The sequence below is a fragment of the Pseudonocardia kujensis genome, from assembly GCF_021283305.1.
GTDB lineage: Bacteria > Actinomycetota > Actinomycetes > Mycobacteriales > Pseudonocardiaceae > Pseudonocardia > Pseudonocardia kujensis.
In genome coordinates this window covers 46,991-69,049 of record NZ_JAJSOK010000037.1, presented here as the reverse complement: position 1 = coordinate 69,049, position 22,059 = coordinate 46,991, and the positions used below count along the sequence as shown (strand labels likewise).

Annotated in this window: 23 protein-coding genes and 1 pseudogene; 17 read left to right on the top strand and 7 right to left on the bottom strand. The window is 75.0% G+C overall.

Translation table 11 applies throughout. From position 1 onward, the window contains the following. A pseudogene (locus LWC35_RS23675) lies at window positions 1–203 on the bottom strand (TadA family conjugal transfer-associated ATPase); the annotation flags it as partial. Continuing rightward, the gene (ssd, locus tag LWC35_RS23670) at window positions 200–1,297 is read right to left on the bottom strand and encodes a septum site-determining protein Ssd (RefSeq protein ID WP_232872439.1); all 1,098 of its coding nucleotides are present in this window, start codon (window positions 1,295–1,297) and stop codon (window positions 200–202) included. The pseudogene LWC35_RS23675 and the gene ssd, both read right to left, overlap by 4 nt. A 582-nt stretch (window positions 1,298–1,879) precedes the next feature. Between ssd and LWC35_RS23665 the strand changes: the two genes are divergently transcribed. Then, window positions 1,880–2,761, top strand: a complete 882-nt coding sequence (locus tag LWC35_RS23665; RefSeq protein ID WP_232872438.1) for an HAD family hydrolase — start codon at window positions 1,880–1,882, stop codon at window positions 2,759–2,761. 383 nt (window positions 2,762–3,144) lie between these two features. Here the strand turns inward: LWC35_RS23665 and LWC35_RS23660 are convergent, their stop codons facing one another. Then, the gene (locus LWC35_RS23660) at window positions 3,145–3,888 is read right to left on the bottom strand and encodes an oxidoreductase (RefSeq protein WP_232872437.1); all 744 of its coding nucleotides are present in this window, start codon (window positions 3,886–3,888) and stop codon (window positions 3,145–3,147) included. A gap of 161 nt (window positions 3,889–4,049) precedes the next feature. Here LWC35_RS23660 and acs point away from each other — a divergent pair, with 161 nt between their 5' ends. From acs to LWC35_RS23640, 4 genes are all read left to right on the top strand, one after another. After that, window positions 4,050–6,023, top strand: a complete 1,974-nt coding sequence (acs, locus tag LWC35_RS23655) for an acetate--CoA ligase (protein ID WP_232872436.1) — start codon at window positions 4,050–4,052, stop codon at window positions 6,021–6,023. Between the two features lie 114 nt (window positions 6,024–6,137). Continuing rightward, entirely contained in the window at window positions 6,138–6,581 is a 444-nt protein-coding gene (gene arfB, locus LWC35_RS23650; protein ID WP_232872435.1) for an alternative ribosome rescue aminoacyl-tRNA hydrolase ArfB, read from the top strand. A gap of 150 nt (window positions 6,582–6,731) precedes the next feature. Continuing rightward, window positions 6,732–7,235, top strand: a complete 504-nt coding sequence (locus LWC35_RS23645; protein WP_232872434.1) for a phage holin family protein — start codon at window positions 6,732–6,734, stop codon at window positions 7,233–7,235. Between the two features lie 28 nt (window positions 7,236–7,263). Further along, entirely contained in the window at window positions 7,264–8,199 is a 936-nt protein-coding gene (locus LWC35_RS23640; protein ID WP_232872433.1) for an alpha/beta fold hydrolase, read from the top strand. Here LWC35_RS23640 and LWC35_RS23635 read toward each other — a convergent pair. Next, complete coding sequence (locus LWC35_RS23635; protein ID WP_232872432.1) at window positions 8,189–9,199, bottom strand: glycerophosphodiester phosphodiesterase; 1,011 nt, start codon at window positions 9,197–9,199, stop codon at window positions 8,189–8,191. The two genes, LWC35_RS23640 and LWC35_RS23635, sit on opposite strands and share 11 nt — an antisense overlap. Before the next feature lie 227 nt (window positions 9,200–9,426). Between LWC35_RS23635 and purD the strand changes: the two genes are divergently transcribed. The 3 genes from purD to LWC35_RS23620 all read left to right on the top strand — a co-directional run bounded on the left by purD (window position 9,427) and on the right by LWC35_RS23620 (window position 12,521). After that, entirely contained in the window at window positions 9,427–10,689 is a 1,263-nt protein-coding gene (gene purD / locus LWC35_RS23630) for a phosphoribosylamine--glycine ligase (RefSeq protein WP_232872431.1), read from the top strand. A gap of 296 nt (window positions 10,690–10,985) precedes the next feature. Then, on the top strand, window positions 10,986–11,252 hold the full coding sequence (locus LWC35_RS23625) for a hypothetical protein (protein WP_232872430.1): 267 nt from the start codon (window positions 10,986–10,988) through the stop codon (window positions 11,250–11,252). 144 nt (window positions 11,253–11,396) lie between these two features. Further along, window positions 11,397–12,521 (top strand): pyridoxal phosphate-dependent aminotransferase, encoded by a 1,125-nt coding sequence (locus LWC35_RS23620; protein ID WP_232872447.1) that lies wholly within the window; start codon window positions 11,397–11,399, stop codon window positions 12,519–12,521. Window positions 12,522–12,529: 8 nt separating this feature from the next. Here the strand turns inward: LWC35_RS23620 and LWC35_RS23615 are convergent, their stop codons facing one another. Further along, window positions 12,530–13,588: a threonine aldolase family protein gene (locus LWC35_RS23615; protein ID WP_308194646.1), complete on the bottom strand. Its 1,059-nt coding sequence runs from the start codon at window positions 13,586–13,588 to the stop codon at window positions 12,530–12,532. A gap of 224 nt (window positions 13,589–13,812) precedes the next feature. Here LWC35_RS23615 and LWC35_RS23610 point away from each other — a divergent pair, with 224 nt between their 5' ends. From LWC35_RS23610 to LWC35_RS23580, 7 genes are all read left to right on the top strand, one after another. Further along, window positions 13,813–14,328: a SigE family RNA polymerase sigma factor gene (locus LWC35_RS23610; RefSeq protein ID WP_232872429.1), complete on the top strand. Its 516-nt coding sequence runs from the start codon at window positions 13,813–13,815 to the stop codon at window positions 14,326–14,328. 10 nt (window positions 14,329–14,338) lie between these two features. After that, window positions 14,339–15,034, top strand: a complete 696-nt coding sequence (locus LWC35_RS23605) for a hypothetical protein (protein WP_232872428.1) — start codon at window positions 14,339–14,341, stop codon at window positions 15,032–15,034. 45 nt (window positions 15,035–15,079) lie between these two features. Next, the gene (locus tag LWC35_RS23600; RefSeq protein ID WP_232872427.1) at window positions 15,080–15,637 is read left to right on the top strand and encodes a TetR/AcrR family transcriptional regulator; all 558 of its coding nucleotides are present in this window, start codon (window positions 15,080–15,082) and stop codon (window positions 15,635–15,637) included. 19 nt (window positions 15,638–15,656) lie between these two features. Then, a complete protein-coding gene (gene purB / locus LWC35_RS23595) occupies window positions 15,657–17,078 on the top strand; it encodes an adenylosuccinate lyase (RefSeq protein ID WP_232872426.1) in 1,422 nt (473 codons plus the stop codon). Continuing rightward, entirely contained in the window at window positions 17,075–17,908 is an 834-nt protein-coding gene (locus LWC35_RS23590) for a phosphoribosylaminoimidazolesuccinocarboxamide synthase (RefSeq protein WP_232872425.1), read from the top strand. Before purB ends, LWC35_RS23590 begins: the two co-directional genes overlap by 4 nt. 174 nt (window positions 17,909–18,082) lie before the next feature. Then, the gene (locus LWC35_RS23585) at window positions 18,083–18,832 is read left to right on the top strand and encodes a DUF2334 domain-containing protein (protein ID WP_232872424.1); all 750 of its coding nucleotides are present in this window, start codon (window positions 18,083–18,085) and stop codon (window positions 18,830–18,832) included. 131 nt (window positions 18,833–18,963) lie between these two features. Beyond that, window positions 18,964–19,251: an antibiotic biosynthesis monooxygenase gene (locus tag LWC35_RS23580; RefSeq protein ID WP_232872423.1), complete on the top strand. Its 288-nt coding sequence runs from the start codon at window positions 18,964–18,966 to the stop codon at window positions 19,249–19,251. Between the two features lie 84 nt (window positions 19,252–19,335). Here LWC35_RS23580 and LWC35_RS23575 read toward each other — a convergent pair whose 3' ends face one another. Both LWC35_RS23575 and LWC35_RS23570 read right to left on the bottom strand, forming a co-directional pair. Further along, the gene (locus LWC35_RS23575; protein ID WP_232872422.1) at window positions 19,336–20,301 is read right to left on the bottom strand and encodes a zinc-binding dehydrogenase; all 966 of its coding nucleotides are present in this window, start codon (window positions 20,299–20,301) and stop codon (window positions 19,336–19,338) included. A 63-nt stretch (window positions 20,302–20,364) separates the two neighbouring features. Next, on the bottom strand, window positions 20,365–21,003 hold the full coding sequence (locus LWC35_RS23570) for an MBL fold metallo-hydrolase (RefSeq protein ID WP_232872421.1): 639 nt from the start codon (window positions 21,001–21,003) through the stop codon (window positions 20,365–20,367). Between the two features lie 120 nt (window positions 21,004–21,123). Here LWC35_RS23570 and purS point away from each other — a divergent pair, with 120 nt between their 5' ends. Beyond that, entirely contained in the window at window positions 21,124–21,354 is a 231-nt protein-coding gene (gene purS, locus LWC35_RS23565; protein ID WP_037049488.1) for a phosphoribosylformylglycinamidine synthase subunit PurS, read from the top strand. Beyond that, the gene (gene purQ / locus LWC35_RS23560; RefSeq protein WP_232872420.1) at window positions 21,351–22,037 is read left to right on the top strand and encodes a phosphoribosylformylglycinamidine synthase subunit PurQ; all 687 of its coding nucleotides are present in this window, start codon (window positions 21,351–21,353) and stop codon (window positions 22,035–22,037) included. The genes purS and purQ overlap by 4 nt, the downstream gene beginning before the upstream one ends. The last annotated feature ends 22 nt before the right edge of the window (window positions 22,038–22,059 follow it).

The window sequence follows — 22,059 nt, the reverse complement described above, 5'->3', positions numbered from 1 at the left end:
GTGGTGCGGGGATCGCGCAGCAGGGGGTCGAGCGGGCCCGCCCCGATCAGCTCCTCGCGCAGGACCCGCAGGGCGGCCAGGACGTCGAGGTCCGAGGCGACGCCGCCGGACTCCGCGCGCACGGCGTCGGCCACGGCGGCGGGGGTGGGCTCGCGGCCGTCCTCGGCGAGCCGGGTCCGGACGCGATCGACGAGCGCGTTCACGACGCCCGCCGCAGACCGGGCCCGCCGGCACCGGCGAGCGCGGTGAGCAGCTCCCGGCCGGCGGTGTTCAACGCACCACGCCGCCGGCCCGGCGGCACGCCCTGCTCCATGGCCCGGGCCAGGCTGCGCTCGGGCGGCATCGAGGCGAGCAACGGGAGCTCGAGGGCCGCGGCGACGTCGGCCGGGGCGAGGCCGCCGGGGGAGGGCCCGCGCACGACGAGCCCCACCTCGCGCGTCTGTTCGGCCAGCACCGCCGCGACCCGGCCCGCTGCGGCGCAGGAGCGGACGTCGGCGGGGACGACCAGGGCGGTCAGGTCGGCGGCGTCGAGCGCCGCGACGGCGGCGTCGGTCGGGTAGCGCGGTACGTCGCACACCACGGTCTCGCCCGCCCTGCGGCCGGCATCGAGCACGGCGGTGACCGCCCCCGCGGACGGGCCGGCCGCGGCGCGGGCGCACGACAGCACGCCGAGCTCCGCGCCGGAGCGGCTGATCGCGGGCGCGGGAAGGGCGGCGTGCAGGGCCGAGGCGGGCACGCGGCCGTCCGTGATCGTGAGCTCGGGCCAGCGCAGACCGGTGACCTCCTCGGCACCGAGCACCAGGTCCAGGCCGCCGCCCAGCGGGTCGCAGTCCACGAGCAGGGTGCGGTCGCCGGCGGACGCCGCGACCACCGCGACGGCCGCCGCCAGCACGGACGCGCCGGCCCCGCCCTTCCCGCCGACGACCGCGAGCACCCGCCCGACCCCCGTCGCCTCGCCCTGCTCGGCCGCGGCCGCGAGCCGCTCGACCAGGTGCGGCTCGGCCGCGGGCAGCTCGACGGCCTGCTCCGCGCCGAGCGCGACGGCGCACTCCAACGCCTCGATCGAGGCGCGGTCGTGGCCGACCAGCATCAGGTCGGCGCGCCGGGGCAGACCCGCGCGCACGCAGCGCCGGGCCGACTCCTCGTCGAGCAGCACGAACGGCGCCCCGGGCCAGTGGCGCCGCGCGTCGGCGGCGTCGGCCGCCCGGTGCACCTCGCACCCCGCGGCCGCCGCCAGCCGGAGCACGGCGTCGAGGAGTTCGGGGTCCTCGACCATCACCAGTGTCCGCTCGCCCATCGCACGCTCCCTCCGCCGCTCCCGTCCCTCGGGGCCGTGTCGAGCCTGCGGCCTCGAGGGGTGGGCGGACGGACCGGTCGTGCCGCTGTGGATCGTCGGGGTCGGGTGTGGACAGAACGCCCCGGCAGGGCGCCGACCTCGGGAAACCGTCGGGGTGTGGGGGCACGATGGTGCGGGGGCCTGTGGGCGGGCCGGCCTCCGCGGCCCGGTGCCCGGGCACGGGGCGACGGTCGCAAGGACCGGCGCGCCCGTGGTGGTCAGGTGTTCTTCTGCGGAACCGACCGGATACCGCGCCCGTACCTGCGGAGTGCCGGCGCGCACCGGCCCGCACCTGCCGACCGGCCCGCGGCCGTCGGGCGAACGCCCGGCAGACAGTCATGGCCCCGGGACGTACTTGCGGTTACAGTTGTCGTCGGCTCGGACCGTGTCCGAGCGGGTTCAGCTCGACCCCCCGGGGCTGAACCGCCCGACGGCCTCCGCCAATCCCCCCTGGCGGAGGCCGTCCCCATCTCCGGGCCCGTTCGTGCCCGGCCCGGGCCGACCCGGTCGGGCCACGGCCCTCCGGTCTGGCAGGCTTCCCCGGTGCCCGCTCCGACCGCTCCCCCCGCGCCGACGGCCGTTCCGCGGGCTCGGCGGGCCGCCGCCTTCTTCGACCTCGACAAGACGATCATCGCCGGTTCCTCCGCGCTCGCCTTCTCCCGGCCCTTCCGCCGGCAGGGGCTGATCACCCGCCGAGCCGTGCTGCGCAGCGCGTACGCCCAGCTCCTGCTCCTGTTCGCCGGGGCCGACGCGGACACGATGGACCTGCTGCGGCGGCGCATCACCGCGCTCGCCACGGGATGGGAGGTGGCCCAGGTCCGGTCCATCGTGGCCGAGACGCTGCACGAGATCGTCGAGCCGATGATCTACGCCGAGGCCGCCGAGCTGATCACCGAGCACCGCGCCGCGGGCGACGAGATCGTGGTGCTGAGCGCGTCGGGGCTGGAGGTCGTGGAGCCCGTCGCCGCGCTCATCGGCGCCGACCGCAGCATGGCCACCCGCATGGCGGTGCGCGACGGGCGCTACACCGGGGAGATCGACTTCTACTGCTACGGCGAGGAGAAGGCGGTCGCCGCGCGGGCGATCGCGGCCGAGCGCGGGTACGACCTGGCCGACTGCCGGGCCTACTCGGACTCCATCACCGACCTGCCGCTGCTGCTCGCCGTCGGGCACCCGACGGCCGTCAACCCGGACAAGGCGCTGCGGCGCGAGGCGGAGCAGCGGGGCTGGCCGGTCCTCATCTTCGCGGCGCCCGTGTCGCTGCGCTCCCGCCTCCGTCCGCGGGTGCCGGTGCTGGCCGCTGCGGCCGCGGGGCTGGGACTCGCCGCCGCCGGCCTGGGACTCGCCGCCGCGGGCGGCGCCGGTCGGTGGGCGCAGCGGACCCGCGAGCGGGGCAGCCGTTTCCGCAGGTCAGAGGCATTCTGACGGACGGGGCGGGCCTTCGCATCCGCCGTCCGGGTCGTGTCCCTGGGCGCTGGTCACCACCCTCCGGAGCTGAACCGGTGCACCTCGCCGAACCTCTTGCTGTGGTGCCACTCACGGGGTACCAATGGGCCTCACGGACCTCCGAGAGGCCAGGGCCGGTGCGGCAGAGAAGCACCCGACTCCCCTTCCCGGGGCTCCGTGCACGATCGCCGGGCACTCCACGCACAGCACGCCGCGGGAGGCATGTCGTCGTGGGCCTGCGTACCGGGACGCCGGACGCCGAGGCCGGAGCACGACACGTAGTGCACGCCTGGATCCCGGTCCGTCGTGCGAGTGGGCGGTACTCCCTCGGGGGTACCGCCCCCTCTCATGTCGGGGCCCGGTCAGGCCCGGGCGTCGGCGATCGACATCCCCTCGCGCGCGCCCGCCTCCCAGGCACGGCAGCAGTGCAGGATCCAGTCCCGCAGCCCTTCCGGCGTCCCCCCGGCGAATCCGTCGGCGGCCGCGCGGTACTCCTGCGCGCGGCGCAGGTGCCCGACCTCCGGCACGGCCAGCGACTTGGGGTCGAACCCGGTGGCGACCGCGGTGAGCCGGGCCGCCGCCCGGGCCACGACGCCGTCGGCGGTCCCGAACGGCTGCAGGGCGAGCAGTTCCCCGTGCACCACCGCGACGACGACGGGCCCGGGCGCGGAGGTCCCGCCCGTCACCAGGTCGGCCAGCAGGGACAGCCGCGCCGACGCCCCTTCGCGCGGGCGGCCGAGCCGGGCCTCGTGCTCCTCGACCGGGACGAGGTCCGTCGCCGCCAGCACGTGCAGCCGGGCCAGCGCCTGCAGCGGCGCGCCCTTCCAGGCGGCGAGGAGCTTCGTCGCCTCGTCGGCCACGCGGACCGCGCCGGCCAGCACCGGGTCGGTGACGTGGTCCTCCCGGGCCGGGGTGAGCGGGGCGCCGTCGAGCGCCGCCGACGCCCGGGCCCCGCGCAGCGCCGCCTCGGCCGAGGTCGCCGGCCAACCGCGCCGGTTGACCTGGTGGTTGTGCACCGGGACGAGGGCCGCGCGGGCGGCGGCCACGGCGTCGGCCACCCCGGGCAGGTCCGTCAGCGGGGCGAGCGGGTCGGTACGGGCGGGCACCGGGTCATGCTGCCACCGGGACCTGGTCACCGGCCGGGGGGTGCCCTCTCCGTACTGACGGTGCGCAGGCGCATTCGGAGCACTACGTTTTCTCCTGACGTGCGCGCCGCCGCTCAGCACCGGTGCGCCGAAGCGCCACGGCTAGAGGAGGGCACGAGAACATGGCCGAGTCCGGAGCGACGCTCGACAACCTCTCGACCGAGAGCCGGAGTTTCCCCCCGAGCGAGGAGTTCGCGGCGCAGGCCAACGCCACGGAGGACTGGTACGAGCGGGCGGACGCCGATCGCGAGGCCTTCTGGGCCGAGCAGGCCGACCGGCTGACCTGGGGGACGAAGTGGGAGCGGGTCCTCGACTGGGAGGCGCCGTTCGCGAAGTGGTTCGTGGGCGGCAAGCTCAACGTCGCCTACAACTGCGTCGACCGGCACGTCGAGGCCGGCCACGGGGACCGAGTCGCGTTCCACTGGGAGGGCGAGCCGGGCGACACCCGCACCATCACCTACGCCGACCTGCAGCGCGAGGTCTCGAAGACCGCGAACGCGCTGGCGGAGCTGGGTGTGGGCACCGGTGACCGGGTCGCGATCCAGCTCCCGATGATCCCGGAGGCCGTGTTCTCGATGCTGGCCTGCGCCCGGCTGGGTGCGCTGCACAGCGTGGTCTTCGGCGGGTTCTCGCCGGGCGCGCTGAAGGCCCGGATCGAGGACGCCGAGGCCAAGCTCCTCATCACCAGCGACGGGCAGTTCCGCCGGGGCAAGCCGGCCCCGATGAAGGAGAACACCGACCAGGCGGTCGAGGGCACCACGATCGAGCACGTCCTGGTGGTCAAGCGGACCGAGGCCGACGTGCCGTGGACCGAGGGCCGCGACCTGTGGTGGCACGACGTCGTCGACAAGGCCTCGGACCAGCACACGCCGGAGGACTTCGACTCCGAGCACCCGCTGTTCATCCTCTACACCTCGGGCACCACCGGGAAGCCGAAGGGCATCCTGCACACCTCGGGCGGCTTCCTGACCCAGACCGCGTACACCCACCACGTGGTGTTCGACCACAAGCCGGGCGAGAGCGTCTACTGGTGCACCGCCGACATCGGCTGGGTCACCGGGCACTCCTACATCGTCTACGGCCCGCTCGCGAACGGCGCCACGAGCGTGATGTACGAGGGCACGCCGAACACCCCGCACGAGGGCCGGCACTGGGAGATCGTGCAGAAGTACGGCGTCACGATCTACTACACGGCGCCCACGCTGATCCGCACGTTCATGAAGTGGGGCCGGGAGATCCCGGAGAAGTACGACCTGTCCTCGCTGAAGGTGCTGGGCTCGGTGGGCGAGCCGATCAACCCCGAGGCCTGGATGTGGTACCGCCAGGTCATCGGCGGCGAGCGCTGCCCGATCGTCGACACCTGGTGGCAGACCGAGACCGGCGCGATCATGATCTCGCCGCTGCCCGGTGTCACGGCGACCAAGCCCGGCTCGGCGATGCGCCCGCTGCCCGGCGTCGGGGCCGCCGTCGTCGACGAGAACGGCACCCCGGTCGGCAACGGCCAGGGCGGCTACCTCGTGCTGGACAAGCCGTGGCCGTCGATGCTGCGCACGATCTGGGGCGACGAGGAGCGCTACCGCGACACCTATTGGTCGCGCTTCGCGGAGCAGGGCTACTACTTCGCCGGCGACGGCGCGAAGTACGACGACGACGGCGCCGTCTGGCTGCTCGGCCGCGTCGACGACGTGATGAACGTCTCGGGCCACCGGATCTCGACCACCGAGGTCGAGTCGGCGCTGGTCAGCCACCCGACGGTGGCCGAGGCCGCGGTCGTCGGCGCCTCGGACCCGACGACGGGCCAGGGCATCGTCGCGTTCGTGATCCTGCGCGGGAACGTGGCCCAGGACGAGGCGAAGGGCGCCGACGCCATCGCGGCCCTGCGCGACCACGTCTCGAAGGAGATCGGGCCGATCGCGAAGCCGCGCCAGATCATGGTCGTGGACGAGCTGCCGAAGACCCGCTCGGGCAAGATCATGCGCCGGCTGCTGCGCGACGTCGCGGAGAACCGCGAGGTCGGCGACGTCTCGACGCTGGCCGACTCCTCGGTCATGGACCTGATCCAGACCGGTCTCAAGGAGGGCAAGGGCGAGGACTGAGCTGAGCCTGAGCCCCGCACGGACGGCACCCCGCGCGCCCCGGGAGTGCCGTTCGTGTCGCAGTCGTTCACGAAACCGCCGTTCGTCCGCGGCCGGGTTGGGCATCCTGGGTCCGTGAGCGGTGATGAGGAGTTCGACGGCGGCCTGCGGGTGCGCCGCGGCGTCGTCGTGCCCGCGCGCGAGCTGAGCTGGCGGTTCTCCCGCTCGTCCGGCCCGGGCGGGCAGGGCGTGAACACCACCGACTCGCGGGTCGAGCTCTCGTTCGACGTCGCCGGCTCGACCGGCCTGCCCGCGGACCTGCGGGAACGCGCCCTGGCCCGGCTCGGCGGGCGGCTCGTCGACGGTGTGCTGACCGTGGTGGCGAGCGAGCACCGCAGCCAGCTCCGCAACCGCGAGGCGGCCCGCGAACGGCTCGCGCAGGCGCTGCGTGCGGCCACCGCGCCCGATCCGCCCGCGCGGCGCGCCACGCGGCCCACGAGGGGCTCGCAGCGCCGCCGGCTCGACGCCAAGGCCCGCCGCGGCGCCGTCAAGAGGTTGCGGGCCCGTCCCGACGAGTGATCGTCGGTTCGCCGTCCACGATCCGGGGAAGACCACGGTGGACCGCGCATGCGCCCAGGCACCGCGCCGGTCGCCGTGGCACGATGACCACTCGCCGACCGGGCCCGGACCGGTGCGGCGGTTCCGCTCGACAACGCAGGAGGCACCGCGGTGGCCACCCCGACCAGCTCCAGCGGCACGGACGTCCCGCCCGTGCTGCCGTCGATCCCGCTGTCGAAGGAGCCCGCTCCCGGCTCCGGCGAGCAGTCGATCGGCGCCCTCGTGCGCGACGTCACCACGCATGTCTCGACGCTGATCCGCTCCGAGGTGGAGCTGGCCAAGGCCGAGGTGACGACCGAGGTCAAGAAGGGCGTCCAGGGCAGCGTCTTCTTCATCGTCGCGCTGGTCATCGCCCTGTTCAGCCTGTTCTTCTTCTTCTTCGCCATCGGCGAGCTGCTCTCGATCTGGCTGAACCGCGCCGCGGCGTTCGGCATCGTCTTCGGCATCATGCTCATCGCGGCGGGCGTGGCGGCGCTGATCGGCTACCTGCGGGTGAAGAAGATCCGCAAGCCCGAGCGCACGATCTCCTCGCTCAAGGAGACGGCCGAGGTGCTGCAGAGCCGGGGCAGGGCCCAGTCGAACGGGACCCCGCAGCTGGACGGCAGCACCCGCTGAGCCGGGCGCAGAACCGGAGCAGAACCGGATGGGTCGGGGAGGCGTACGGCCCGAGCCGTCGTCCGTCCGGGTCCCTGGTCCCTGGCGGCACGGCTCGGTGTCCGCCAACGGCATCCGGCTGCACACCGTCGAGGCGGGCGAGGGTCCGCTCGTCGTGCTGCTGCACGGCTTCCCGGAGTTCTGGTGGTCCTGGCGGCACCAGCTGGTCGCGCTCGCGGCCGAGGGATTCCGCGCGGTCGCGGTGGACCTGCGCGGGTACGGCGACTCGGACAAGCCGCCCCGCGGCTACGACCTGTGGACGCTGGCCGGGGACGTCGCGGGCCTGATCCGGGCCCTCGGCGAGCAGAAGGCGCACGTCGTGGGGCACGACTGGGGCGGGCTCATCGCCTGGACGCTCACGGCCCTGCACCCGCGGCTCGTCCACACGCTCACGGTGGTCGACGCGCCGCACCCGCTGGCGATCCGCGCCTCGGCGGTGCGCGACCCCGCCGGGCAGTTCCGCGCGACCGCGAGCTACGCCCTCGGCTTCCAGCTCCCGCGCCATCCCGAGCGTTCCCTGCGGGCCGACGGCGGCGCCCGGGTCGAGCGGATCATGCGGGCCTGGTCGGGCCCGGAGTGGACGGGCACCGCGGACTTCGCCGAGGCCGCGCAGCGCAACCGCGAGGCCATGCAGATCTCCACGGTCGCGCACTGCAGCCTGGAGTACTACCGCTGGGCGCTGCGCTCCCAGTTCCGGGCGGAGGGCCGCCGGTTCGCGGCCGCCGTCGCCCGGCCCGCCGCGGTGCCGGTCCTGCAGGTCCACGGCGCGGACGACCCGTGCCTGCTGGAGCGCACGGCGCAGCTCTCGCCCCGCTGGGTGACCGGGCCCTTCGTGCACCACGTCCTGCCCGGGACGGGGCACTTCCCGCACCAGGAACGGCCGGCGGCGACGACCGCGGCGATCCTGGCCGGGATCAGAGGCTGAACGCGGCCACCGCGGTGTCGGGGTAGTCGGAGAACACGCCGTCGACCCCCGCGTCGAGGAAGGCGCGGTACTCGGCGAACACGTCGCCGTGGTCCGCCTCGCGACCGGCGCGGCGCATCCCGCTGGGCAGGAACGAGTTCTCGTTGCGGAACGTGAAGGCGTGCACGAGCAGGCCGGCCGCGTGGGCGTCGGCGACGAGGGTGGTCGGCTCGCCGTCGGGCGGGATCACCAGCTCCTTGGCGGGTCCGATGCCGGCGGCGTACTCGGCGATCCGGGCCAGCTCGGCGGGCCGCGTCAGGTCGGCGAAGCGACGGGGGTCGCCGGCCGCGGCGAGGTCGGCCGGGGCGCCGACGTCGTCGAGCAGCTGGATCAGCCGCACCGGGATCTCCTCGTGCAGGGCCCGCAGGTTGGCCGTCTCGAAGGACTGCACGAAGACCGGCGAGTCCGGCCGGTCCAGGCCGCGCGCACGGAGGGCGGCGACGAGCGCGGGCTCGCACGGCAGGCCGCGGCCGGCGAAGTACGTCGGGTTCTTGGTCTCCGGGTAGACGCCGATCTCGCGGTCCAGCTCGGCGGAGAGCCGGGCGCGCAGGTCCAGGACCTCGTCGAAGGTCGGGACCGGGAACAGGCCGTCGTAGACCGTGTTCTCCTGGCGCAGCAGGGGCAGCCGCTCGACCGCTCGCAGGGTGCGCAGCTCGGCGAGGGTGAAGTCGTCGACGAACCAGTCCTCGACCGCGTGCCCGTCGATCGTCCGGAGCGTGCGCCGGTCGGCGAACTCCGGGTGCGCCGCGACGTCCGTGGTCGCGCCGATCATCGGCTCGTGCCGCGCGACGAGCACGCCGTCGGCCGTGCTGACCAGGTCGGGCTCGAGGTAGTCGGCGCCCATGCGCGCGGCCAGCTCGTAGCCGGCGAGCGTGTGCTCGGGCCGGTAGCCGGAGGCGCCGCGGTGGGCGATCACCAGGGGGGCGTGCGTCGCGGGGGCGGTGAGCAGCGCGGTGGGCACGGGGAGTGTCCTTTCGCCGGGGAACGGCTCGCTGCCAGCGTGCGCGGACGCGGGGTCGGGGACGCGACCGCCGGGCGTCGGGCTCGTGAACGCCGGACGGCGGGTCGCGAGGCTACCCACGCGGGCGGGCGACACGCCCCGGACGGGTGAGCGGGATCATGCGGCGGGGGCCCGCGCGGGCGCCGCGGCGTCCCGGGCCCGGAGGGCACGGCCTAGGCTCCTGGTCCGTGCGCGTACTGGTCGTCGGGAGCGGAGCCCGAGAACACGCCCTCGTCCTCGCCCTGGCGCAGGACCCCCAGGTGACGGCGCTGGCCTGCGCCCCCGGCAACGCCGGGACCGCGGCGGTCGCCGAGCAGCACGGGCTCGACGCCCGCGACGGTGCCGCCGTCGTGGCGCTGGCCCGGGACTGGGGCGCCGAGCTGGTGGTGATCGGGCCGGAGGTGCCGCTGGTCGCCGGCGTCGCCGACGCCGTGCGGGAGGCGGGCATCGCGGTCTTCGGCCCGGGCGCCGCGGCGGCCCGCATCGAGGGTTCCAAGCAGTTCGCCAAGGACGTCATGGCCGCGGCGGGTGTGCCGACGGCGACCTCGACCGTCGTGGACAACCCCGCGAACCTCGACGCCGCGCTCGCCGGCTTCACCCCGCCCTACGTGGTCAAGGACGACGGGCTCGCGGCCGGCAAGGGCGTGGTGGTCAGCGAGGACCTGGAGGTCGCGCGGGCGCACGCCATGCACCTGCTCGACGAGGGCCACCCCGTCCTGCTGGAGGCCTACCTCGACGGCCCCGAGGCCTCGCTGTTCTGCCTGGTCGACGGCACGACCGTCGTGCCGCTGGTGCCCGCACAGGACTTCAAGCGGGTCGGCGACGGCGACGCCGGACCCAACACCGGCGGCATGGGCGCCTACGCGCCGCTGCCGTGGGCCGGCGAGGGCCTGGTCGACGAGCTGGTCGAGCGGATCGTCCAGCCGGTGGCCGACGAGCTCGCCCGCCGCGGCACGCCGTTCAGCGGCCTGCTCTACGCCGGCCTCGCCCTGACCTCGAACGGTCCCGCGGTCATCGAGTTCAACTGCCGCTTCGGGGACCCGGAGACCCAGGTGGTGCTCGCGTTGCTGCGCACCCCGCTGGCCGGTGTGCTCAACGCGGTCGCGACCGGGACGTTGGCCGACCACGCCCCGCTCGAGTGGAGCGACGGCGCGGCGGTCACGGTCGTCGTCGCCGCCGAGGGCTACCCCGGCACGCCGCGGCTCGGCGACGTCATCAGCGGCGCGGAGGCCGAGGGCGTGCTGCACGCCGGCACCCGGCGGCGCGACGACGGCGCGGTGGTCTCGGCGGGCGGCCGGGTGCTGTCCGTGGTGGGCACCGGGCCGGACCTCTCCGCGGCCCGCGCGGACGTCTACCGGCGGGTGGAGGGCATTCATCTGGCGGGCTCGCACCACCGCACGGACATCGCGCTCCGGGCGGAGAAGGGCGAGATCTCGATCCCGGGGCGGTGATCTCCGCTTCACACGTCCGTGGCCCAGGTTTCCGCCACGTTTCCGGGCGGTTGCCCGGGGCTGCCCGCGATGCCTCGAACCCGACGAACGTGCCGAACCCTCGCCGACCAGGGGTAGCCCGTTCGGAGCAGTGGGACGGGCTGCGCGGGCGCAGGTTGTCAGCGTGCAAACAGCGCGTGAACGCCCCCGCCGCAGGTTGATCATCGGGTCGCCGGGCCGTCAGGGTTCCCCCGTCGTCGGCGCACACCGTCGTGCCCGGCGGACCGAAGGAATCCGACCCCCGAAAGCGAGATCCCATGGGTTCGCACGCTCCCCGCATCACCCGCCCGACGCTCGCGAAGCTGGGCTTCGCGGCCGTCGCCGCGCCGGCCGCGGCGCTCGCCGTCGCCGGCCCGGCGTCCGCGGCCGAGCTGGCCCCGGTCGGCGCGTACCTCGACGAGAACGTCACCCACGGCACCCCGCCGCTGGAGCCGGCCCTCGAGTACGTCGACGAGACCGTCGCCGCCACCGACAAGCAGGTCTTCGACGTCGTCGGTGTGCTGACCGGCCAGTTCGCGAGCTGAGCCGCCGCCGGGCGGCGGGCCCCTCCTGACCGCCGTCCGGCACCGGCCGCCCGGGGCGGATTTCGTAGGCTCGTGGACGTGACCTCCGTGAACCCCGGGATCGCGGGTCCCTCGGCCCGCTCCGGCATCGCCCCCTTCCACGTCATGGACGTCTGGGCGGCAGCCGGCGAGCGGCAGCGCACCCGCGGTGACCTGATCAACCTGTCCGCCGGGCAGCCCTCCACCCCGGCGCCCGCCGCCGTCCGCGCCGCCGCGGCGGCCGCGCTCGAGACCGAGGTGCTCGGCTATACGGTGGCGCTCGGCATCCCGGAGCTGCGGGCCGGCATCGCCGGCCACCACGGGCACGCCTACGGCCTCACCGTCGAGCCCGACGACGTCGTGGTCACCACCGCCGGGTCCGGCGGCTTCCTGCTCGCCTTCCTCGCCGCGTTCGACGCCGGCGACCGCGTGGCGATGGCCCGCCCCGGCTACCCCTGCTACCGCAACATCCTCACGGCGCTGGGCTGTGAGGTCGTCGAGCTGCCGGGCGGGCCGGAGACCCGGTTCCAGCCGACCGTGGCGATGCTCGAGGAGCTCGACGAGCCGGTGAAGGGCCTGATCGTCGCCAGCCCGGCGAACCCGACCGGGACCGTGCTGGACCCCGGGGAGCTGGCCGCGCTCGCGCGGTACTGCGAGGAGCGCGGCATCCAGTTCGTCAGCGACGAGATCTACCACGGCATCGGCTACGCGGGGTCGCCCGCGACGGCCTGCGCCTGGGAGACCTCGCGCGAGGCGATCGTGGTCAACTCCTTCTCGAAGTACTTCTCGATGACGGGTTGGCGGCTCGGGTGGCTGCTGGTGCCCGAGCGGCTGCGTCGGGCCGTGGACCGGCTCGCGGGCAACCTCACCGTCTGCCCGCCCGCGCTCCCGCAGCACGCCGCCGTCTCCGCCTTCACCCCCGGGTCCTACGCCGAGGCGGACTCCCACGTGGAGCGCTACGCCGTGAACCGGGACCTGCTGCTGCGGGGCCTGCCCGCACTCGGGATCGAGCGGCTCGCCCCCGCCGACGGGGCCTTTTACGTCTACGCCGACGTCGGGCACCTCACCGAGGACTCGATGCGGCTGACCTACGAGCTGCTCGACGAGACGGGGATCGCAGTGGCGCCGGGCGTCGACTTCGACCCGGTGGAGGGCCACCGGTACGTGCGGCTGTCCTTCGCGGGGGCCACCGAACCCATCGCCGAGGCCCTGGAGCGGTTGCGTCCCTTCGTGGCGAACCGGTCGCGTTGACCGTGTGATCAGGCGCGGCGCGCCGGCTGCCGGACGGCCCGCTCCAGCGGCCCGATCCGCTCCAGCGCCGCGTCGACGTCCGCGTCGGTGAGGTCGGCGTGGGTCATCAGCCGGACCTTCCCGGACATGGCGCTGACCCGCACCCCGGCCTCGGCGAACCGGGCGATCGTCCCGGCGAGGTCGGCCACCGTGACCAGCACGATGTTGGTCTCGGGCTCCTGCACCCGCCAGCCGCGCTCGCGCAGGCCGGCGGCGAGCGTGGCGGCACGGGCGTGGTCCTCGGCCAGCCGGTCGATCCGGTCCAGCGCGACCAGCCCCGCGGCGGCCAGCACCCCGCCCTGCCGGACCCCGCCGCCGAGCATCTTCCGCAGCCGGCGGGCCTCCTCGACGAACTCGACGGACCCGGCGACCACCGACCCGACGGGCGCTCCCAGGCCCTTCGACAGGCAGACCTGCACCGTGTCCGAGCCGACGGTCAGCGCCCCGGGCGGGACGCCGAGCTTCACGGCCGCGTGCCAGAGCCGCGCCCCGTCGAGGTGCACCGCGAGGCCCGCGGCCCGCGCGGCGCCGGCGGCCTGCGCGTGCTCCTCGGGCCGGGTGACCGTGCCGCCCGCGGCGTTGTGGGTGTTCTCCAGGCACAGCAGCCGGGTCCGCAGTGTGTAGTACGGGCCGGCGGTGCCCGCGGCGCGGCGGACCGCGGCGGCGGAGACCTTGCCGGGCCCGGCGTCGTGGTCGAGGGGCTGCGGCATGCCGCCCGCCAGCCACGCGGCGGTGCCCAGCTCGGCGTCGAGCACGTGCGCGCCCCGGGGCGCGAGGAACGCGTCGCCCCGCTGCAGGTGCGACATCAGCGCGATGAGGTTGCCCATCGACCCGCTCGGCGTCCACAGGGCGGCGGAGGCGCCGAGGATCCCGGCGACCCGCTCCTCCAGCTCGCGCATCGTGGGGTCGCCGTCGAGGACGTCGTCGCCCACCTCGGCCCCGGCCATCGCCGTGCGCATCTCGCGGGTGGGCCGCGTGACGGTGTCCGACCGGAGGTCGATCGGTGCGTCCGGAGCCGGCTTGCTCACCTTGGCCCGGGCGGAGGAGACGGCCGAGGAGACTGCTCTCGCCGCAGGGCGCCGGGATCGCGTCGGGGTCCGCATCGGGCGGAATTCTGTCAGCCCCCGCCACTCTCGGTCCCGCCGGGTCACGAAACGGTCACGACGTTGGGCCGGACGGGTGAGGTCCACGGCGGGATGCAACCGTGGTCGGCGTCCGCACCGTCCCCGGGGTGACGGAGGGAGGGCATCGGGTGGACGACGCCGCCGAGCGCGCGTTCGCGGAGTACTTCCGTGCGCGCCGCGACGCCGTGCGCCGCACGGCCTTCCTGCTGTGCGGGGACTGGCACCGGGCCGACGACCACGCGCAGTCGGCGTTCGTGGCGCTGCACCGGCACTGGCAGCGGATCCGCGACCCGCAGGCACTCGACGCGTGGGTGCGGCGGACGCTGGTGCGCGCCGTCGTCGACGAGTCCCGACGGCCGTGGCGCCGCGAGCGTCCGGTCGAGGTCACGCCGGACCGCGCGGACACGGGATCGACGGCCGACGGCGTCGCCACGCGGGCGGCGCTGGTCGACGCCCTGCGCGCGGTCCCGGCGCGGCAGCGTGCGGTCCTGGTGCTGCGGTACCTGGAGGGGCTCGACGTCGCGGCCACGGCGGCGGCGCTCGGCTGCTCGACGGGCACGGTGAAGAGCCAGACCGCGCACGGGCTGGCGGCGCTGCGGGCCGTCCTCGGCGACACGCTCGACGACCTGAGCGCAGCGGGGTGAGGTGATCCGGATGGAGAACGACGACGAGCGGCTGGCGGCCGCGTTCCGGGCCGCCGTGCAGGACGCCCCGGAGGCCGGTTTCGACCGCGAGGACGTGCTCGCGGGCTCGCGCCGGCTCGCCCGGCGCCGCCGGATGCAGGTCACCGGCGGGATCGCCGCCGCGGTGATCGTGCTGGTCGGCGGGGTGACCACGGGAGTGGTGCTGAGCCGCGACGGTGGCGCGGTGACCTCGGCGGCGGCTCCTGCGCCCGAACGGGCGGGACCCGGATCGGCGACGGACGCATCGGCGCCGCGAGCGGCGGCGGCCCCGTCGGCGCCGCGGTCGGGAGCCCCACTGGGGCCGGCCACGGGGGACTGCGTGAACCCGCAGGACCCGCAGCTGCGGGCCCTGGTCGACGCGGCCCTGCCCGCGCTGGCCGGCGCGCAGCAGGCGCCGACCACGACGATCTGCCGGCCCGGCGGTGGGCGCGAGGTGAACCTGGAGGTGGCCGACGGCGCCCTGACCGGCCTGTTCACCGTCGTCTACACCCCGGCGGGCGCGCCGCCCGCGCAGACGGCGACGGCCGTCGGATGGGTCACGGCGGAGGCACCGACCGCCTCGGGCGGCACCGTGGTGGTGACCTCGCGGGGCGCCGCGGACTCCGGGGGCGTCCCCCTCGCCGACGACGTCCGACCGCTGGCGGAGGCGCTCGGCCCGCGGCTCTGAGCCCGGGTCCCCGGCGTCGTCGGGGGCACAGGGCAGACTGGCGGTGTGACGACGGAGAAGGGCGAGCGCCGCAAGCAGGCGCTCACCGAGGCCGCGGGCGCGCTGCTGCGCGAGGGCGGCTTCGACGCCATCCGGCACCGTGCCGTCGCCGACCGGGCCGGCCTCCCGCTGGCCTCCACGACGTACTACTTCGACTCGCTCGACGAGCTGGTCACGGCCGCGGTCGAGCTCACCAGCCGGCAGGACCTCGCGGCCGGGCGCGCGGAGCTCGACGCCTGCGCCGAGGCGGACCCGCTCGACCTCGTCCTCGACCAGCTCCTGGGCCGGGAGTCGCGCAAGGGCGGGCTCGACGCGGTGCTGCTGCGCTACGAGCAGCTCGTCGGGGCCGGGCGCCGGCCCTACCTCGCCCCGCTCATGCGCACTCTGCGCACCGAGCTCGACGGCCTGCTCACCGAGGCCCTGGCCCGCGCCGGGCACCGGCTCGAGGCGGACCGGCTGCGGCGCGTGGTCGAGGTCGTCGACGGCGCGGTGCTGTCCGCGTTGATCGAGGCCGACCCCGATCCGCGGGCCACCGCGCGGGCGGCGCTCCTGCGCGTTCTGTAGCGACGTAAGCTGGCACAACGTGGTCATCCCCAACGTCCTCGCCGCCCGCTACGCCAGCCCGCAGCTGGTCGAGATCTGGTCGCCCGAGTACAAGATCGTGCTGGAGCGCCGCCTGTGGATCGCGGTGCTGAAGGCGCAGCGCGACCTGGGTGTCGAGGTGCCGGAGCAGGCGATCGCGGACTACGAGCGCGTCGTCGAGCAGGTGGACCTCGCGTCGATCGCCGGGCGCGAGCGCGTCACCCGGCACGATGTGAAGGCCCGGATCGAGGAGTTCAACGCCCTCGCCGGGCACGAGCAGGTCCACAAGGGCCTGACCAGCCGCGACCTCACCGAGAACGTCGAGCAGCTGCAGATGCGGCTGTCGCTGGAGCTGGTGCGGGACCGCACGGTCGCGGTGCTGGCCCGGCTGGCGCGCCGGGCGTCGGAGTACGCCGAGCTGGTCATGGCCGGCCGCAGCCACAACGTCGCGGCCCAGGCCACCACGCTCGGCAAGCGCTTCGCCTCCGCCGCCGACGAGCTGCTCGTCGCCTACCGGCGGCTGGAGGAGCTGCGGGCGCGGTACCCGCTGCGCGGCATCAAGGGCCCGGTCGGGACCGCCCAGGACATGCTCGACCTGCTCGACGGCGACGCCGCCAAGCTGGCTCGGCTGGAGTCCCGGGTCGCCGAGCACCTCGGGTTCGCCGGCGTGTTCACCAGCGTCGGGCAGGTGTACCCCCGCTCGCTCGACCACGACGTCTGCTCGCTGCTCGTGCAGCTGGGCGCGGCGCCGTCGTCGCTCGCCACCACGATCCGGCTCATGGCGGGCCAGGAGCTCGCGACCGAGGGCTTCAAGCCCGGCCAGGTCGGGTCGAGCGCGATGCCGCACAAGATGAACACCCGCTCGGCGGAGCGGATCAACGGGCTGCAGGTGGTGCTGCGCGGCACCGCGTCGATGGCCGCCGAGCTGGCCGGGGCGCAGTGGAACGAGGGCGACGTGTTCTGCTCCGTCGTCCGCCGGGTCGCGCTGCCCGACGCCTTCTTCGCCCTCGACGGCCTGTTCGAGACCACGCTGACCGTGCTCGACGAGTTCGGCGCCTACCCGGCCGTCATCGCCCGCGAGCTGGACCGCTACCTGCCCTTCCTCGCCACCACCAAGGTGCTGATGGCGGCCGTGCGGGCCGGCGTCGGGCGGGAGACCGCGCACGAGGTGATCAAGGAGCACGCCGTCGGCGTCGCGCTCGCGATGCGGGAGAAGGGTCAGCAGGACAACGACCTGGTCGAGCGCCTGCAGGCCGACGAGCGCCTCGGGCTCCCGGCGGGCCTGCTCGACGGGCTGCTCGCGGACCCGCTGTCCTTCACCGGGGCCGCGACCGCGCAGGTCGCCGCGGTCGTCGCGCAGGTCGCGGAGATCACCGACGCGCATCCTGAGGCCGCCGCGTACACCCCCGGAGCGATCCTGTGAAGCTGCTGCACTCGGGCAAGGTCCGGGACATCTACTCCGACCGGGGCGACATCGTCCTGGTCGCGTCGGACCGGCTGTCGGTGTTCGACGTCATCCTCCCGACGCCGGTGCCGGACAAGGGCAAGATCCTCACCTCGCTGTCGCTGTGGTGGTTCGACAAGGTCTCCGACCTCGTGCCGCACCACGTCCTGAGCGCGACGGACGTGCCGGAGGAGTTCGCCGGGCGGGCCGTGCGGTGCCGGCGGCTGGAGATGCTGCCGGTCGAGTGCGTCGCCCGCGGGTACCTGACCGGCGGGGGCCTCGTGGAGTACCGCGAGAAGGGCACGGTGTCCGGGATCGCCCTGCCGCCGGGTCTGGAGGACGGGTCCCGCTTCCCCGAGCCGATCTTCACGCCGTCGAGCAAGGCGCCGAAGGGGCAGCACGACGAGGCGATCACGTTCGCCGACGTCGAGGACCTGGTCGGCGCCGAGACCGCCGCCCGCATCCGGGACCTCACGCTCGAGGTCTACCGGATGGGCGCGGCGATCACGGAGAAGAACGGGATCCTCCTCGCCGACACCAAGCTGGAGTTCGGCAGGGACGCGGACGGGCGGATCGTGCTGGGCGACGAGGTGCTCACCCCGGACTCGTCCCGGTTCTGGCCCGCCGACCAGTGGGAGCCGGGGCGCCCGCAGTACAGCTTCGACAAGCAGTACGCGCGGGAGTGGGCGCTCTCCACCGGCTGGGACAAGACCGAGCCCGGCCCCGAGGTCCCGCCGGACGTGGTCGCCGCGGTCCGGGCCCGCTACGCCGAGGTCTACGAGCGGATCACCGGCACGCCCTGGCGGTGATCGAGACCGGCCCCGGGCGCAGTATGGTTCCATAACGCGATCTTGACGCCGGTTTCAGCGCAGTATGGTTCCATAACGCTGGCCTCGACCCGGTTTTCGCACGTCGGGGAACCATCACACGGTTCTCACACCGGGGTCGTCGGGCGTTCACATCGGGCGCGTTCCCTTCGGGGCATGCCCGCCCGACTGGTCGTCTCGCTCTCCGGGCTCACCGACGCCCGGGACGAGGCCCTGCCCCGCGCCCGCGCGCTGGCCGCCGACCTGGACCTGCGCGGCGTCCCGCTGACCCACCTGGTGCAACCCGCCTCGCCCGAGGGACCGCCCGCGCCGCCGCTGCTGTCGTGGCTGCGCGAGCGCACCCGCGGCGCCGACGAGCTCGCCCTGCACGGTTACGACCACACCCCCGATCCGGCCCGCCGGGGTCGCGTCGGGCGCAAGGGCGAGTTCGCCGCCCTGCCCCGGCACGAGGCGCGGCTGCGGCTCACCGCCGCTCGTCGCGCGCTCACCGGGCTCGGCCTCGGCACCGCGGTGTTCGCCGCCCCGCGCTGGCTGGCCTCGCCCGGGACCGTCGAGGCGGTGCGGGAGCAGGGCTTCCGCATGTGCCTCGACGAGGTCGGCGTCCACCTGTTCGACGACGACGTGCTGCTGCGGGCCCGCGCCCTCGGCTTCCGGCTGGACGCCGTGGTGTCCGGCGAGGAGCGCAGGCGGGCCGAGTCCTGGCGCTGCCGCGTCCTGCACGCCGAGGCCATCCGGGTCGCCCGGCGCGCCGGCGTGGTGCGGATCGGCGTGCGTGCCAAGGACCTCCGTCGCCCCGACCGGGTCCGTACCGTGCTGGAGACGGTCGACGCCGTGCTCGCCGTCGGAGCATGGCCCACGACCTACGCCGCGCTGCCCGCCACCGCCCCGGCCGCCCGCACCGCCTGAGACCCCGGCGACACGGAGACCCCGGCGACACGGAGGCCCCGGTGGCACCCGGGGCACCGAGGCCCTGGCGCTCCCTCGATCGTCGGAGGACCCTGTCCGGCTCGCGCACGACCGCGAGAAGGGAGAGGGCCATGGCGCACGGTCGCTGTGTCATCTACTCGTTCGCCGGCGACGAGCAGGAGATGATCGAGAAGGCGAAGGCCGGTGTCCTGCCGCTCATGCAGGCCCAGCCCGGCTACCTCGCCTACGGGGTGATGACCCAGGAGGGCAGGATCATCTCGATGAGCGCCTGGGCGTCGCAGGCGGAGGCCGAGGCCGCCGACGTGGTCGCCCGGCAGTGGGCCAAGGACAACATCGACGCCACGGTGCTGGAGCGCTTCGTCGGTGAGTACGCCTGGCTGGACATCGCCCGGAAGTAGGGCGCGAGCCGGCACCTCCGGGCGCCCGAACCGCACGTCCCCGTCGTCGCGGGACGTGCGGTTCGGAGGTGCCGGCCCGGGGACTCAGGGGACCAGCACGGCCTTGCCGACGATCTCGCGGTCCTGCAGCGCGGTGTGCGCGTCGGCCGCCTTCGCCAGCGGGAACCGCCGCCCGACCACCGGCCGGATCCGCCCGGCGGCCGCCTCCCGCAGCATCCGCTCCTGACGCGCCCGGCGGCCGCCCCCGGACCCGGCGAGCTGCTCGAGGCCCCGCACCGAGACACCCCGGGAGTACGCCTCCGCCGGGTCCACCTCGGTCGGCGGGCCACCCGCCATGCCGTAGTTGGAGTAGCGGCCGCCCTCGGCGACCAGGCCGAACGCGGCCCGCCCGAGCGCGCCGCCGACCCCGTCCACGACGACGTCGACCAGGCCGACCCTCCGGCGGACGGCGTCGGCCCACCCGGCCTCGCCGTAGTCGACGGCGAGGTCCGCGCCGAGCGACCGGGCCAGCGCGAGCTTCTCCGCACCCCGTGCCGCGGCGAGCACCCGCGCCCCGGTGCTGCGTGCGAGCTGGACGAGCAGGCTGCCCACGCCGCCCGCCGCCGGGAGGACCAGCACGAGCTCGCCGGGGCGCACGCCGACGTCGCCGAAGACCGCGAGCGCCGTGCCGCCGTCGTGCAGCATCACCATCGCCTCGGCGGCCTCCAGCCCCTCGGGTACGGGCAGGAGGGCGCCGACCGGGGCCACGAGCTGCTCGGCGTAGGCTCCGCCCTCGACGTCGGCCAGGACCCGCTGCCCCAGCCGGCCGGGGTCCACGCCCGCGCCGACGGCCCGGATCCGGCCCGCCGCCCCGCGCCCGGGGAAGTAGGGGAGCGGGGTGGCGAACCGGGGCCCCGGCGCCCCGCCGCGGCGGATCAGGGTGTCGAGGGTGAGCACCCCCGCTGCCTCGACCTCCACCACGACCTCGCCGGGACCCGGGACCGGGTCCGGCACCTCGACCGGTTGCAGCACCTCGGGACCGCCGAACTCGTCCACCCTGATGACCAGCACGTCTCCTCCTCGGGTCGTCGACGTGCCCACCCTCGGAGCTGAAGCCGGGTCGAGGTCAAGGGGTCAGACGGCGGTCGGCTTCTCCCGGTCCAGCACCGCGACCGTGGTCTCCTTCGGGGCGAGGTTGGTGAACAGGCCGTAGTGCATCGCCGGGTTGGCGAGCACCGCCTCGTGGATCGGGACGGCGGTGCGCGGGGTCATGGCCCGCAGGTAGTCCACGGCGTCGCCGGCCTTGAGCCACGGCGCACCCGTCGGGAGCAGCAGGGTGTCGACGGGGTCGCGGCCCTCGGGCAGGGGGACGTAGGCGTCGCCCGGGTGCAGGAGGGTGTCGTCGACCAGGTAGCCGTTGTTGCGGATGACCGGGATGTCCGGGTGGATCACGGCGTGGTCGCCGTCGCCGACCACCTCGATCCGCGCGCCGGCGACCTCGAGCACCGCGCCGGGGGCGGTGGTCTCGTACTCCGGGCCGTTGAGCTGCCCGGCGGTGCCGTCGTCGACGATCAGCCTGGCGTCCGGATTGGCCCGCAGGAGCGCGGCGAGCCGGTCGGCGTCGAGGTGGTCGAAGTGCTGGTGGGTCACGAGGATCGCGTCGAGGCCGGTCAGCGGCTCGAAGCCGGTCGAGAAGGCGCCCGGGTCGAACAGCAGGCGCGCGGAACCGGTGTCGACGAGCACGCAGGCGTGGCCGTAGTGCGTGAGTTGCATACCCCCCAGCCTGCTCCGCCCCGGCGCGGGCGGCATGCGCGGCCGGGTGCCCGCCGCGTGTCAGCAGCCTCACCCGGGCGGGGCGGCGTCGTCGTCCCAGTTCACCGTAGGCTTGACGGCGTGGCGAGAGTGGTCGTGGACGTGATGCCCAAGCCCGAGATCCTGGACGTGCAGGGCCAGGCGGTCTCGCGCGCGCTCACCCGGATCGGCGTGTCCGGCATCGAGGTGCGGCAGGGCAAGCACTTCGAGCTCGAGGTCGACGACTCGGTCGACGACGAGACCCTGCACCGCATCGCCGGCGACCTGCTGGCCAACCCGGTGATCGAGGACTGGACGGTGACGCGGGTATGAGCACCCGGATCGGCGTCATCACGTTTCCCGGCACGCTCGACGACGTCGACGCCTCGCGCGCGGTCCGCTACGCCGGCGCCGAGCCCGTCGCCCTCTGGCACGGCGACCACGACCTGCAGGGCGTGGACGCCGTCGTGGTCCCCGGGGGCTTCTCCTACGGCGACTACCTGCGCGCCGGCGCGATCGCGAGCCTCGCGCCGATCATGCGCGAGGTCGTCGAGGGGGCAGCCAAGGGCCTGCCGGTGCTCGGCATCTGCAACGGCTTCCAGATCCTCTGCGAGGCCGGGCTGCTGCCGGGTGCGCTGACCCGCAACGAGAAGCTGCACTTCGTCTGCCGGGACCAGAGGCTCCGCGTCGAGAACGCCGAGACCGCCTGGACCAGCGGCTTCACCCGGGGCGAGGAGATCCTCGTCCCGGTGAAGAACGCCGAGGGCCGCTTCGTCGCCGCACCGGACACGTTGAAGGCGCTGGAGGCCGAGGGCCGCGTGGTGTTCCGCTACGTCGGCGGCAACCCCAACGGCTCCGCGGCCGACATCGCCGGCGTCACCTCCGAGAACGGCCGGGTCGTGGGCCTCATGCCGCACCCGGAGCACGCCATCGACCTGCTCACCGGGCCCTCCGAGCAGGGGTTGGGTTTGTTCACCTCGGTCCTGGGCACGCTCGCGGGTGCTCCCGCGGCCTGAGATCGACTGCGCCCCATTAGGC

Excerpts from the sequence above, each read along its gene's own strand:
- LWC35_RS23620 (WP_232872447.1), top strand. The coding sequence starts at position 11,397 with ATGGACGTCTGGGCGGCAGCCGGCGAGCGGCAGCGCACCCGCGGTGAC.
- LWC35_RS23605 (WP_232872428.1), top strand. The coding sequence starts at position 14,339 with ATGGAGAACGACGACGAGCGGCTGGCGGCCGCGTTCCGGGCCGCCGTG.
- LWC35_RS23580 (WP_232872423.1), top strand. The coding sequence starts at position 18,964 with ATGGCGCACGGTCGCTGTGTCATCTACTCGTTCGCCGGCGACGAGCAG.
- LWC35_RS23640 (WP_232872433.1), top strand. The coding sequence starts at position 7,264 with ATGGGTCGGGGAGGCGTACGGCCCGAGCCGTCGTCCGTCCGGGTCCCT.
- LWC35_RS23585 (WP_232872424.1), top strand. The coding sequence starts at position 18,083 with ATGCCCGCCCGACTGGTCGTCTCGCTCTCCGGGCTCACCGACGCCCGG.
- LWC35_RS23570 (WP_232872421.1), bottom strand. The coding sequence starts at position 21,003 with ATGCAACTCACGCACTACGGCCACGCCTGCGTGCTCGTCGACACCGGT.
- purQ (WP_232872420.1), top strand. The coding sequence starts at position 21,351 with ATGAGCACCCGGATCGGCGTCATCACGTTTCCCGGCACGCTCGACGAC.
- LWC35_RS23625 (WP_232872430.1), top strand. The coding sequence starts at position 10,986 with ATGGGTTCGCACGCTCCCCGCATCACCCGCCCGACGCTCGCGAAGCTG.
- acs (WP_232872436.1), top strand. The coding sequence starts at position 4,050 with ATGGCCGAGTCCGGAGCGACGCTCGACAACCTCTCGACCGAGAGCCGG.
- ssd (WP_232872439.1), bottom strand. The coding sequence starts at position 1,297 with ATGGGCGAGCGGACACTGGTGATGGTCGAGGACCCCGAACTCCTCGAC.